Below are 13,844 nucleotides of genomic sequence, written 5' to 3'. Positions count from 1 at the left end.
GGGAGGTGATAATCATTGATCCATATAAAAAGTTTTCTGCTCTGATCTGCGGGCTCCTTCTCATGCTCGTCCTTCAGGGCTCAGCCTTTGCTGAATCAAATTACACCGTGGACTACTCAACCTACCTCGGTGGTGATGTGGTTGATGAGGCCCGTGACGTTTACGTTGATGAATCAGGCTATATCTATGTAACCGGTTCAACGCACGTCAATGGATCCAAGGACGTCTTCGTGGCCAGATTCAACACATCAAGAAAGATCATATACTACACGACCTTCGGCGGAGCTGGAGACGACTGGGGACACAGGATAATCGCAGATGCAGATGGATACGCCTATGTTGCAGGCGAAATAAGTAGTGCAGGCGTTGAGGCTAAGGATGCATTCGTGGCACGGATAGACCCCCTTGGAAAAATCGAAATGATCAGACACATTGGTGGATCCAAGTATGACGTTGCAAAGGGGATTGCAATGGACGGGTCGGGGACCCTCTATGTGAGCGGATACACCATCTCAGAGGACCTTCAGGCGACAGATGACGCCTACCAGAAAATCAATAAGGGTGGTTATGATGCATTCATCGCCAAACTTGACCGGACCCTCACCGTTACGTACCTTAGCTACCTTGGAGGGTCCTGGGACGACTACTGCCAGGGACTTGCCCTTGACAACAACGGGAACATCTACATTGCAGGGTACACCTACTCTGATGATTTTCCGGTAACCTTCGATGCGGTTTCACAGTATAAGAGGGGTACGAATGATATCTTCATATCAAGATTCACCCCACAGATGAGCTTTGACTACTCAACCTACCTTGGAGGCTCAGGACAGGACATGTGCCACGCCATTACCTCCTACGGTGGCCTTATCTACATTGCAGGTAAAACCAACTCCACGGACTTCCCCGTAACCCCGGTGACTGCATACCAGAGGACAAAGAAGGGCCTTTCTGATGGATTCGTCGTGGCATTCGATGGAGAGGACGTAACATACTCAACCTACTTCGGTGGAAGCGGTGATGACGCAATATATGGAATCACAGCAGACAAGTATGGGAACCTCTACCTGACAGGTACAACATCCTCATCTGACTTCCCCCTCACAGAGGGAGCATTTGACAGGTCACTGAACGGTGTGGATGCCTTCATCACAAAATTCAGCATCCCACGAAGCGTCCTCTACAGTTCCTATCTCGGTGGGATCGAAGCAGATCATGGCTATGCTGTTGCTGTTGACCCCTACCAGAACGTCTATGTTGCCGGGAAGACCTGGTCAAACAATTTCCCTGTGACATCAGATGCCATCAAAATGAAACTCACAGGACTATCAGATGGTTTCCTAACAAGGTTCACACCCTTCTTCATAAGTAACCTCAGTGTAACACCGGTGAATGGAACAGCACCCCTATCAATTACAGTTAACGGTAAAATCACCAACTACGGGGATGCCAGCGGATGGTACCGCCTCGGGCTCTACGTTAACGGATACGAGGTCTTATGGCAGTGGATAGAGGTGGCCTCAAAAGCAACAAGGGACTTTAGCTTCGAATACCTTCTCAGGAACAGCAGAACATATTCTGTTACCGTGAACAACTTCCAGCCATTCACTGTGAGGGCATTCAGCGGCCCGCTCATAATCCCTGAAAATCTCACAGTACTACCGCGTGCCGGCACAGAACCCCTCAGGGTTAACGTGACTGCTGATATTGTGAACTACGGTGATCTGCCTGACACATACACCGCTGGCCTCTACGTCGATGGGATTCTCGTTGATAGCAAGAGTGTGACTGTTGATGCAAAATCAAGGGTCAGGGTATCCTTCAACAGCACCCTTGCCGCCGGTGTGCATGAAATAACCATCAATGACCTTGAACCCCTCACCGTCAATGTGATGGAGGGTGAAAAGTTCCTTGTGGACGGTTTCAGGCTGACACCTGAAAGTGGTCTTGCACCACTGAATGTCATGGTCACCGCGAATATCACCAACATAGACTCAAAGACAAGGAGTTACACAGCCATAATCTATGTCAATGGAGTGGATGTCCATGAACAGACATTTGATGTTCCCGCAGGAAGCACGGTACCGTTCTCTGCCATGATAACACTCCCCGAAAGTGGAATTTACACCATAGCACTCAATAACGCCACTTCAGGCACAGTCAGGGCCCTCAGTGCAGCCAGCTTCACTCTCACCAATGTAACAGTAACGCCACTGGAGGGTAAGTCACCCCTCAATGTCACTGTGAACGCCACAGTCAGGAACCAGGGAGACCTTCCAGGGGATTTCACCGTCACCGTCTACCTTGACGGTGTTGCATGGGACAGCCGGACGGTTACCGTCCCTGGAAGGTCAAGTGTTAAGGTTTCAATTAAGAACCAGATCATTGTTCCCGGGGAGTACAATCTCCGTGTTAACTCCGGTGAAGAGGTTAAAATCAGGGTGCTTGACCCTGACCCTGTATTTGGAGGCTTCAGTGTTACTCCTGTAACAGGAGTGGGTGCACTGAACGTCACAGCACTCCTCAACGTGACAAACCCCTATGATATGGTCATAGGGTTCACAGCAAGGTTACATGTCAACAACCAAACCGTGCAGGAGAACACGGTCAGCCTAAACCCTGGTGAAACAAAGGAAATATCAATGAAAACAACACTCTTACCCGGGAACTACAGTGTTGGAATCAATGGATTCACAGGGAATGTCAGGGTCCTTAAACCGGCGAATATAACCGCCTCAGATTTAACCGTCACCCCAACATCAGGATTCAGTCCCCTTGACCTTGCAGCATCCGCTAAACTCAGAAATACAGGGGAAGTTGATGGAGAGTACATCGCAACCCTTTACATAAATGGTGCAGCTGTTGATACAAGAACGGTGACAGTTCCTGCAGGCGGAACATCTCAGGTCAGGTTCAACCACACCCTTAATGCTCCAGGAACCTACCTTGCCGGCATAGGGGCACTTGCACCTGTAACCGTGAGGGTACTCAATGAACCATTAGTCTCAAACCTCAACGTAACTCCAGCTTCAGGTGTTTCACCACTCATATTCAACGTTACAGCAAGAATCAGCACTGCTGAGACTGGAAGCGGCAACTACACCGCAAGGCTCTACATAGACGGAGTGAATGTTCAGAATAAGACCGTGCAGCTTACCGGACCCGGTGCCTCCACGGTACTCTTCAGGGTGGAGCTCAGTGATCCTGGAATCCATGATGTCACGGTTAATGACCTTGCACCTGTGACTGTGAGGGTCCTGAGGCCTGCCACATTCGTAGTGGACAACCTGCTGGTTTCACCACACGAGGGGGTTCTTCCCCTGACCATTGAGGCATCTGCAAGGATCTCCAATGTTGGTGACGTTCCAGGTAACTACACCGCAAGGCTTTACATAGACGGGGTACCTGTTGCATCAAGGACCGTGAACGTGGCTGCCGGTGGAGAGACCACCGTAACATTCAGATACCCCATAACACAGCGGGGCAACCATACCGTTACCGTTGACACGCTACCGGCTGCAAACGTCAATGCACTGAAACCGGCCACACTTGAAATAGGGTTCATCAATGTGACACCATCCAGTGCCGTGGGATCAGCCACCGTCGAGGTTGAAGCAGAAATCCAGAACACCGGTGATGTTGAGGGTGACTTCACAGTTCCAGTCTACCTCAACGGCAATCTCATCGGTACCTACACGGTGAAAGTGGGGCCCCATGAGGGTGCAGTCCTGAGATTCCAGAGGTACATCTCATCCCCAGGTACGTACACATTCAGCATCAACAACCTGAAAACCGCAACGGTTTACGTGAACCCCCCCAAAAGGACCTACAGATTCACATTCAAAAACACCGGAAGTTACACTGCAACGGTGACCTACTATGTCACAGTTTACTCATCAGGCGGTTCGAAACTGGCATACAAGACCTACAGATTTACACTGAAACCCAGAGGCTCCTACACTGCAACCATCGGATACTACCCGTACAATGCAAGAATCGTTACAACAAGGAAGATCTACAACCCAAGCAGGTACACAAGGACCATAAGGTTATCTGAGACCTTCAGGGCGGATACACTGTCAGCAACCCTCAGCCACACAAAGACAATCAGGGGTTACAGTTACGTCTATATAAGCAGGACATTCAGGGCGGTTGATATGAGAATAACCGTAACCTGATTTTTATTTATTTTTTATTTGAAAAGCAATCACTTCTTAAATAATGCGAATAACCGTTAAAACTGATTTTAATCCATCTAAAAAGCAATCACTTCTTAAAATAGTTTCTCTTAAAATAGTTAAAAATAAAGGTTTTATTCGAACATCTTCCTCATGCACCTTCTTATGGTACCCTCTGCTGCCTTTCCACCCATGAGGTTCTTGAGTTCCTTTGCAAGGGCCTGGGCTGCAACGAGATCCGTGTGCCTGATCTCACCCTTATTTATCCACTGGGTAACCTCATCATCAAGGTCAGCGAGTGTGTTGATTGCAGCATCCAGTTCCTCCTGCTCCTCAAGGAGGTGCATTGACTTTGCACTTCTCACAAGGAGCTCAGGGTTCATGGCCTTGAGCATTCCATTAACACCTGATGTTTCAACAAGGGATGCTATTGTCTGGAGTGTCATGAGGATCTGCTTCTCAACCATCTCCACAGGTGCCTTGATTATCTGGGTACCAACGTAGTAGTAGTCAAGGACACCTGAAAGTGTTACGGCAGTTACAAGGGATCCCATATCAGCAACTGCACTTGATACGTCTGCAGGTACAACGTATGCTGTCTTACCACAGCTTTCTGCAAGTTCAACACATCTTGAAATCTGTTCATCGGTGGCTATGTCCAGTTCACTGCTTGAGTGTCCACCTATGACGTAGTGGCCGTGCTGTGGTGTTCCAGGAACAGCTGCGGGATGCATTGATGCTATACCCAGGTCCTGACGGTCCCTTCGAAGTTCTCTTTCAAGGACGTAGTAGAGGACCACCGGAGATACGGTACAGGTGTTGGCTATCACAGCGCCTTCTGGAAGGTGCTTGGTTATGTCCTTGGCTATATCAAAGGTCTTTTTACCGAATGGTGTGAAGAGAACTGCCATCTCTGCCTCGCTGGCTGCCTCAGCATCGCTGTCTGTTACGGTTACACCTGCATCCTCAACCACCTTCCAGTGTGCATCATCCAGCATTTCCCTTGCTGGCTCTGCTAGCACAACATCATGACCTGCCTCTGCAAATTCAATTGCCATCCTGCTTCCACCGTAGGGTGCCTCACCCCCGTATTTTTCAGGCAAGTTCAGCTGGTCCACATAAAGTTTCTGATTACCCGCGCCATAAACTGCAACTTTCATAGTGCTCACCTAACGTTAATATATTGTTAAGTAATTTGAAGGAATATTATAAATTTTGGCATTTGATTCTTTAAAAAAAATAAGACCTAACATCGCTTTAAAATGAACTTAATGCATCAATATAACCTGAAAATCTGATAAATCGTGGATTAAAAATTTTATGGATTTTTAAAGCCTTCAGACATGTTTTATGTAAAAATAATGGTGTTTGAGGTTAATTATTTTTTAATATTATAAGCCCCAAACATATTATATTCCAATCAGGCTGGCTCAGGTTCACCATAGAGCTGCCTAGCGATCTTCTCAAGGGTGTCGATACCCTTGGCCTCCTCCTTGAGGAGTGGAACCTCTGCAACCACCTGGTCGCTGAACTTCTCACGTATCTGCTTCAGCCTCTCCTGCTGCAGTTTCCTCCTGGCATTGCAGAACTCACAGTCACTGTCCTCTGGCAGCACCTGGTTGACAATGACACCATCTGCATGTATGCTGTACTTCTCAAGGGCCTTCATGGCCCTCTCGGACTCGTATATGGACATCTCCTCAGGGATCACAACCATCTTGAAGGAGGTCCTCTCAGGGTCTGACATGACCTCCCTTGCAGCGTTTATCTGCTTCTTGGTGGCCTCCATGTCCTGGAGGGCCCTGTCCTCCTCTTCCTCGTCACCCATGAATGGGAGTATATTCTTGAAGGCCTTTGCCATGCTGCCGATCTGCCTCCTTATCTTGATCATCTTCCCAACCCATGAGTCCATGAGTTCAGGGAATGAGAGCAGACGGAGTGTGTGGCCTGTGGGTGCAGTGTCAAATATCACAATATCGTACTCATCGGTTGTCATGTACCGCAGGAACTGGTCGAAGGCCGCGGCCTCATCGATACCCGGGGACATTGAAGCCATGTCCATCTGGTCTTGGAGCATGTCAAGTCCCATTCCAGGGTTCATTGACGCCTGTTCCCTCAGCTTCGCCTGATACTCCTCCATTGCAACCTCAGGGTCTATTTCAACCGCGTAGAGGTTATCTGTTATCAGGGTTGGTGTGTGACCTATTTCCCTCTCAAGGGAATCTGAAAGTGAGTGTGCAGGGTCGGTTGAGATAACCAGTGTCTTCTTACCTGATCTGGCCATCCAGAGTGCTGTTGCAGCTGATATGGTTGTTTTGCCAACCCCTCCCTTTCCGCCTATGAACACGAATGTTGTTTTGCCCTTATTGAACTTGAAAAGATCCTTAAATGCCATTGTACTCCTCCTGTAAGAATCCGTGATGCTGATGAACACCTTCACATGTTACCTTACATTGATTTATATGGTTATATAAAATATACCCTACTTACTTTTAACCATTGCTACTTTGGAAAGGGTGATTCCATGAGACATGTTCCAGGGCTTGGTCCCCACGTGAGGGAGAGGATAGAGGAGTTCATAAAGGCCAGGGTGGATGATAGCAGGACAGATGGTGTTGTACTGGGTCTCAGTGGGGGTGTGGACTCTTCAACTGTCGCCTACCTTGCAGCAGATGCCCTTGGCCCGGATAGGGTCCTTGGCATAATCATGCCGTCTGCCACAACACCCCCCGAGGACCTCAAACATGCGGAGCTGGTTGCAGAGGAAACCGGTATAGAATATGAGACCGTGGACATTGAACCCATTCTGGAGTCATTCAGTGGTATATGCGGTCACCGGGCCAGCAAAATCGCTCTGGCAAACCTCAAGCCAAGGGCAAGGATGATGGTCCTCTACTACCATGCAAACTCCATGAACCGGCTTGTGGCAGGTACCGGTAACCGTACAGAGCTCCTTGTGGGTTACTTCACAAAATACGGTGATGGGGGAGTCGACATACTTCCAATTGGATGCCTCTACAAGAAACAGGTCCGTATGCTTGCAGAGGAGCTTGGTGTTCCATCCGAGATAATATCCAAGGCCCCATCAGCAGGTCTCTGGCCCGGCCAGACCGATGAGGAGGAACTGGGGATAAGTTACGATGTCCTGGATGAGATCCTCTTTCTGCTGGTTGATAAAAAAATGGGGGTTCCTGAGGTCGCATCTGAACTTGGAGTGCCTGTTGAAGAGGTTAAGAGGATACAGGGTATGATAAATGCGGCAGGGCACAAGCTCAGGCCCCCTGAAATAGCCGATCCCTGGGTGATCTGATGTTCACGCTGATATACATAACGACCTCCGGCCAGGAGGAATCGGCAAGGATCGGGCGTAGACTTGTTGAGGAGATGCTCGCAGCATGTGTGAACATCATACCCTCCATAAAATCATTCTACCACTGGGAGGGCTCCCTTGAGGAGGATGAGGAGTCGGTCCTTATTGTTAAAACAACCAGTGAACTAACCCAGCAAATAATTAAAAGAGTTAGGGAACTACATAGTTATGATAATCCATGCATAATTTCAATTCCCATAACAGCAGGGGGATCCCGTGATTACCTTGAATGGTTAAATAATGAAGTCAAAAAGCCATGATGGCGGTGATTCAGTGGATATTGAGAGTAAATGGCGCGATAAGTGGAGAGATGCAGGAATATTTCATGCTGACCCCGATGACAGAGAGAAGATCTTCCTGACAGTTGCCTATCCATACCCCAGCGGTGCCATGCACATAGGACACGGAAGGACCTACACGGTCCCGGATGTCTATGCACGTTTCAAGAGGATGCAGGGATACAACGTCCTATTTCCAATGGCCTGGCACGTCACAGGGGCCCCGGTAATAGGGATAGCCAGGAGGATACAGAGACAGGACCCCTGGACCCTCAAGATCTACAGAGAGGTCCACAAGGTACCCGAGGAGGAACTTGAACGCTTCAGTGACCCCGAATACATAGTTGAATACTTCAGCAGGGAATACCGTTCTGTGATGGAGGATATGGGTTACTCCATAGACTGGAGGCGTGAATTCAAGACCACGGACCCCACCTACAGCAGGTTCATACAGTGGCAGATAGGGAAGCTCCGTGACATGGGCCTTGTTAGGAAGGGTGCCCATCCAGTGAAGTACTGCCCTGACTGTGAAAACCCTGTCGGTGACCACGACCTCCTTGAGGGGGAGGGTGTGGCCATAAACCAGCTCACACTCCTCAAGTTCAGAATGGATGATTCATACCTTGTTGCGGCCACCTTCAGGCCCGAAACAATCTACGGTGCAACCAACCTCTGGTTGAACCCGGAGGAGGAGTATGTGAGGGTGCGGACAGGCGGTGAAGAGTGGATAGTAAGCCGTGCATCCCTTGATAACCTCTCCCATCAGAAGCTGGACCTTGAGGTTGAGGGTGACGTGGACCCTGGGGAACTCATTGGAAGGGAAGTTGAAAACCCTGTGACCGGAGAAAATCACCCCATACTTCCAGCCTCATTCGTTGACCCCGAGTACGCCACTGGAGTTGTATTCTCTGTACCTGCCCATGCCCCTGCAGATTTCATAGCCCTTGAGGACCTAAAGAAGAACTCTGAACTGCTTGAAAGGTATGGTCTCGGTGATTTGATTAAGGGCCTCGAGCCCATCAATGTTATCACAGTTGAGGGTTACGGAATGTTCCCTGCCGCAGAGGCAATCCAGAAATTCGGGGTTGAGAGTCAGGAGGATGAACGCCTTGAGGACGCCACAGGGGAACTCTACAAGGTCGAACATGCCAAGGGTGTGATGAGCAGCCACATCCCTGTTTACGGTGGAATGAAGGTTTCAGAGGCCCGTGAGGTCATAGCAGATGAACTGAAGTCTGAGGGCCTGGCCGATGAGATGTACGAGTTTGCAGAGCGTCCTGTGATATGCCGCTGCGGTGGAAGGTGCGTTGTGAGGCTCATGGAGGACCAGTGGTTCATGAAGTACTCCGATGAGGAGTGGAAGGAAGTGGCCCACAGGTGCCTTTCCAGCATGAAGATAATACCCGAGGAGGTGAGGGCCAACTTCCAGTACTACATTGACTGGCTGAATGACTGGGCATGCTCCAGGAGGATAGGTCTCGGTACAAGACTCCCCTGGGATGAGAGGTGGATAATAGAGCCCCTCACCGATTCAACCATCTACATGGCCTACTACACCATCGCCCATAAACTGAGGGGGATGGACCCTGAGAAACTGGATGATGAGTTCTTTGACAGTGTCTTCCTTGGTGAAACCGGAGCGGGGGATGAACTCAGGGAGGAATTCAGCTACTGGTACCCCCTTGACTGGAGGCTATCTGCCAAGGACCTCATAGGCAACCACCTGACATTCCACATATTCCATCACTCCGCCATATTCCCTGAATCCCGCTGGCCCCGTGGTGTTGTTGTATTTGGAATGGGCCTCCTTGAGGGTAACAAGATGTCCTCATCCAAGGGCAACGTGATACTGCTGCGGGATGCAATAGAGAGGCACGGAGCAGATGTTGTGCGCCTGTTCCTCATGTCATCTGCAGAGCCCTGGCAGGACTTTGACTGGAGGGAGAAGGAGGTTATAGGGACCAGGAGGCGCATCGAGTGGTTCAGGGAATTCGGTGAAAGGGTATCTGAGATCTGGGACGGCGAACTGGCCCTGTCTGAGCTTCCTGAATTTGAGCCTGAAAGTTTCGCTGGTAAGTGGATGATCTGCCAGCTAAACCACAGGATAAGAGAGGCCACAGAGGCCCTTGAGTCATTCCAGACCCGTAAGGCAGTGCAGGAGGCACTATATCTCCTCAAAAAGGATGTGGACCACTACATGGCACGTGTTGATGGCCGTGTGGACGTGGAGGTTAAAATGGTGCTTGCACATGTTCTGAGCGCCTGGATAAGGCTCATGGCACCATTCACTCCCTACACAGCCGAGGAGATGTGGGAGAGATACGGTGGTGAGGGTTTCGTATCAGAGGCCCCATGGCCCGGGTTCAGGGAGGAAGCCATAAGCAGGGAGGTCCAGGTTGCAGAGGAGATGGTCCAGAACACCGTCAGGGATATTCAGGAGATCATGAAGATACTGGACGCCCGACCTGAGAGGGTGCACCTCTACATATCGCCACCCTGGAAGTGGGATGTCCTGAGAATAGCATCTGAGGTTGGAAAGCCGGATATGGGTGCCATAATGGGGCGGGTTTCAGCCTCCAAAGTCCACAGCAACATGAAGGAGGTCTCAGAATTCGTGAGGAGGATCCTCCGGGATGCAGGTAAATCTGAGGTTGTTGAGGTGGACGAGTACAGTGTACTGGTTGATGCCAGTGACTACATAAAATCAGAGGTGGGGGCCGATGTGGTGATCCACCGTGATGCGGACTACGACCCTGAAAACAAGGCCAAAAATGCTGTTCCCCTTAAACCCGCAATATACCTTGAGACATGAGGTTAAAGGGGACATTTTGTTTTTTTGTTTATTCAGTACCTGGCCCTTTATTGAAAAAATTAATATAATGGCTTGGGGATTATAACGCTTATTTTATCAGATGCTGGCTTTCATTGGATATCTGAAGATTCAACCCTGTTTTCAAGTGTTCCCACACCCTCAACGGTGGCCCTTACGGTGTCTCCTGGTTTCATCTCTCCGACGCCGGGTGGTGTGCCGGTTGCAATGATATCTCCGGGCTCCAGTGTCATGATCTCTGATATGAACTCAACCAGTTCCTGGACGGTGAATATCATGTTTGATGTGCTGGATGACTGCCTGAGTACTCCATTGAGTTCAAGGGATATGTCGAGGTTGCTGGGTCTGATATCAGTTTCTATGAATGGCCCTATGGGGCAGAAGGTGTCAAAGCTTTTTGCACGGGTCCACTGGCCGTCACGCCTCTGGAGGTCCCTTGCAGTTACATCATTGAGGACCGTGTAGCCTGCTATGAATTCATCCGCCTCCTCTGAATCAACGCACCTCACCCTTTCTGATATAACCGCTGCAAGTTCAACCTCATGGTCAACCTCCGAGGACATTGCAGGGTAGACTATTGCATCTCCATGGCCTATGACCGCTGTTGGTGGCTTGAGGAATATGACGGGTTCATCAGGTATGTCCATTCCAAGTTCAGCTGCGTGGTCCCTGTAGTTGAGACCCACACATATGACCTTTGAGGGTGAAACCGGTGGGAGGATCTTCACGTCCCCCATATTATGTTCCGAGATAACCTCAGGGTCTTCAAGGAGGTAGTGATCACTTTCAACCTGAAATACCTTCTCTCCATCTGTAAAGCCGCAGAGAACCCTTCCGCCATCTGAAAACCGGAGGAACTTCATTGATAACACCTCAGGGGATTATCCTCTCAATTGGCACAACCAGTATGTCCCTTGCCCCCACGGACTTGAGCCTGTTCACCAGGTTGAAGACCTCCTTCTCATCCACAACCGCGTGGACAGCCACAACACCGTTATCCGATAGAACCTCAGAGACCGTGGGTCCTGTCATCCCTGGCATGAGTGCCCTCACACGATCCAGGTTTTCCCGGTCTATGTTCAGCATTACGAGCCTACGGCCCTCTGCATCTATAACTCCCCGTATACCTGTTCTGAGCTCCTCTATCAGCTGCCCCTTGCGTCTGTAACTTTCAGGGTTTGCTATGAGTTTCACTGAACTCTCAAGGAGTGTGTCAATGACCTTGAGGTGGTTCATCCGGAGTGTGGTGCCGGTGCTGCTGAGGTCAGTTATGAGGTCCGCCACCCCTATGAAGGGTGCTATCTCTGTGGAACCTGTGAGTTCAACTATCTCGGCCCCTATGTTCCTTTTCCTGACGTAGTCCTCTGTTATTCTGGGAAACTCTGTTGCTATGACCGCACCGTCGGGTATGTCCTCTGGTTTATCGATGGGGGAGTCCTCAGGTGCTGCCAGGACCAGGCTGGCCCTCCCATAGTTGAGGTCCTCAAGGATTTCAACCTCACTCCCCCTCTCCACTATGAGGTCGTACCCTGTGATACCAAGGTCAGCCGCCCCATCTGCAACGAATTCGGGTATATCGGCTGCCCTGCTGAACATGACATCGATCTGGGGGTGCTGCGTCTTTGAAAATAGCTTCCTGTTAATTGTATCCTTCAGCCCCACACCTGCATTTTCAAGTAGCCTTATTGCAGGTTCGCTTATCCTTCCCTTTGAGGGAACCGCTATTCTTATCTTCATTCAATCCCTCGATGACTCAAATATTTACTGTGAATGCCGTACACATCAGTATCTCATCTGCAGAATCACATCACTTATATCTCTTTTTAAGGAACCTATATAATAGCTTTAGATTCATCCCAGATTATAAGTTAAAACTTATAAGTTATAAGGTGATCCTATGGAGAATGAGAGCATACTGATACATGGCGCCCAGGTCCTCGACGCAGCAGGCCCCCGCAGGGGATCGGTTCTGATTGAGGGTAACACCATAGAGGAGGTTTCAGACGCCCTGAGTCCCGGTGACGCTGACACCGTCATTGATGGCCACGGAAAACTCCTAATCCCGGGTCTTGTGAATACACACACCCACCTCTCAATGACACTGTTCAGGGGTATGGCAGATGACCTCCCCCTTGACAGGTGGCTGAATGACCACATATGGCCAGCCGAGGCCCACCTCAACGGGGAGTACTGCCATGCAGGGGCACTCCTTGGATGTGTGGAGATGATAAGGTCAGGTACAACAGCCTTCAATGACATGTACTTCTACATGGATGACGTGGCCCGTGCAGTGGATGAGGCTGGACTGAGATGCGTTCTAAGTCACGGGATGATAGACCTTGGGGATGATGATAAAATGCGGGCTGAAATCAGGGAGAGCCTCAGGATAATCCGTGAATGCCACGGAATGGCAGATGGACGCATAAAGGTTGCCCTTGGGCCCCACAGCCCCTACACCTGCTCAGAGGAACTCCTCCGAGAAACCGCTCGACTGGCAGCTGAACACGGTGTTGGTATCCATATCCACGTATCTGAAACAGAAAATGAGGTCAGGGAGGTCTCAGAGGCCCACGGAATGTCCCCTGTTGAGTACCTGGATTCGACAGGTGTCCTTGGGCCGGGGACCGTGGCAGCCCACTGCGTCTGGCTGAAAGAAAATGAAATGGAGATCCTCTCAGAGAGAGGGGTGAAGGTCTCACACAACCCCTCAAGCAATATGAAACTGGCATCAGGCATCTCACCTGTACCTGAACTCATGGGGCGGGGCGTCAACGTCTCCATCGGGACAGACGGGGCCGCCTCAAACAATAACCTGGATATGTTTGAGGAGATGAAGACCGCCTCGCTGCTCCAGAAGGTCAGCCTCCATGACCCGACGGCACTCCCGGCAATGGATGTATTCCGGATGGCGACAGTGAATGGTGCCAAGGCCCTGGGAGTCAATTCTGGCCTCATAGAGGAGGGCGGGTTGGCGGATATTGTGGTCTTAAACACCCGCAGACCCCACCTCACACCCTGGAGGAAGCCGGCCTCACACCTCGTCTACTCTGCCAGTGGCGCGGATGTTGATACGGTGATATGTGACGGGAGGATTCTGCTACTGGAGGGTGAATTGAAGGTGCTGGACGAGGAATACGTCATGGAACTTGCAGAGGGTGCTGCAGAGGAGCTTACCTCAAAACAGTAGG

General features: G+C 50.2%; 9 protein-coding genes. 5 read left to right on the top strand and 4 right to left on the bottom strand.

The window, feature by feature from the left end; genetic code table 11:
- The first annotated feature begins 62 nt into the window (after positions 1-62).
- Positions 63-4,178, top strand: a complete 4,116-nt coding sequence (locus tag MTBMA_RS00480) for an SBBP repeat-containing protein (RefSeq protein ID WP_013294937.1) — start codon at positions 63-65, stop codon at positions 4,176-4,178.
- Between the two features lie 134 nt (positions 4,179-4,312).
- On the opposite strand, the gene MTBMA_RS00475 is transcribed toward MTBMA_RS00480, so the two are convergent.
- Entirely contained in the window at positions 4,313-5,338 is a 1,026-nt protein-coding gene (locus MTBMA_RS00475; protein WP_013294936.1) for a H(2)-dependent methylenetetrahydromethanopterin dehydrogenase-related protein, read from the bottom strand.
- A 260-nt stretch (positions 5,339-5,598) separates the two neighbouring features.
- The gene (locus MTBMA_RS00470) at positions 5,599-6,573 is read right to left on the bottom strand and encodes a TRC40/GET3/ArsA family transport-energizing ATPase (protein ID WP_013294935.1); all 975 of its coding nucleotides are present in this window, start codon (positions 6,571-6,573) and stop codon (positions 5,599-5,601) included.
- 129 nt (positions 6,574-6,702) lie between these two features.
- On the opposite strand from MTBMA_RS00470, the gene MTBMA_RS00465 reads away from it, so the two are divergent.
- The 3 genes from MTBMA_RS00465 to leuS are packed head-to-tail and all read left to right on the top strand — an operon-like array spanning position 6,703 to position 10,638.
- Positions 6,703-7,488, top strand: a complete 786-nt coding sequence (locus tag MTBMA_RS00465) for an NAD+ synthase (protein WP_013294934.1) — start codon at positions 6,703-6,705, stop codon at positions 7,486-7,488.
- Positions 7,488-7,808, top strand: coding sequence for a divalent-cation tolerance protein CutA (gene cutA, locus MTBMA_RS00460; RefSeq protein ID WP_013294933.1), 321 nt, complete (start codon positions 7,488-7,490; stop codon positions 7,806-7,808). Before MTBMA_RS00465 ends, cutA begins: the two co-directional genes overlap by 1 nt.
- Complete coding sequence (leuS, locus tag MTBMA_RS00455; RefSeq protein WP_048901155.1) at positions 7,789-10,638, top strand: leucine--tRNA ligase; 2,850 nt, start codon at positions 7,789-7,791, stop codon at positions 10,636-10,638. The genes cutA and leuS overlap by 20 nt, the downstream gene beginning before the upstream one ends.
- A gap of 110 nt (positions 10,639-10,748) precedes the next feature.
- On the opposite strand, the gene MTBMA_RS00450 is transcribed toward leuS, so the two are convergent.
- Positions 10,749-11,519, bottom strand: a complete 771-nt coding sequence (locus tag MTBMA_RS00450) for a fumarylacetoacetate hydrolase family protein (protein ID WP_013294931.1) — start codon at positions 11,517-11,519, stop codon at positions 10,749-10,751.
- A 10-nt stretch (positions 11,520-11,529) separates the two neighbouring features.
- The gene (gene hisG / locus MTBMA_RS00445; protein WP_013294930.1) at positions 11,530-12,393 is read right to left on the bottom strand and encodes an ATP phosphoribosyltransferase; all 864 of its coding nucleotides are present in this window, start codon (positions 12,391-12,393) and stop codon (positions 11,530-11,532) included.
- 160 nt (positions 12,394-12,553) lie between these two features.
- Here hisG and MTBMA_RS00440 point away from each other — a divergent pair, with 160 nt between their 5' ends.
- Positions 12,554-13,843, top strand: coding sequence for an amidohydrolase family protein (locus MTBMA_RS00440; protein WP_013294929.1), 1,290 nt, complete (start codon positions 12,554-12,556; stop codon positions 13,841-13,843).
- The last annotated feature ends 1 nt before the right edge of the window (position 13,844 follow it).

Origin of the sequence: Methanothermobacter marburgensis str. Marburg (assembly GCF_000145295.1) — an archaeon.
GTDB lineage: Archaea > Methanobacteriota > Methanobacteria > Methanobacteriales > Methanothermobacteraceae > Methanothermobacter > Methanothermobacter marburgensis.
This window is presented reverse-complemented; position numbering and strand designations above follow the sequence as displayed.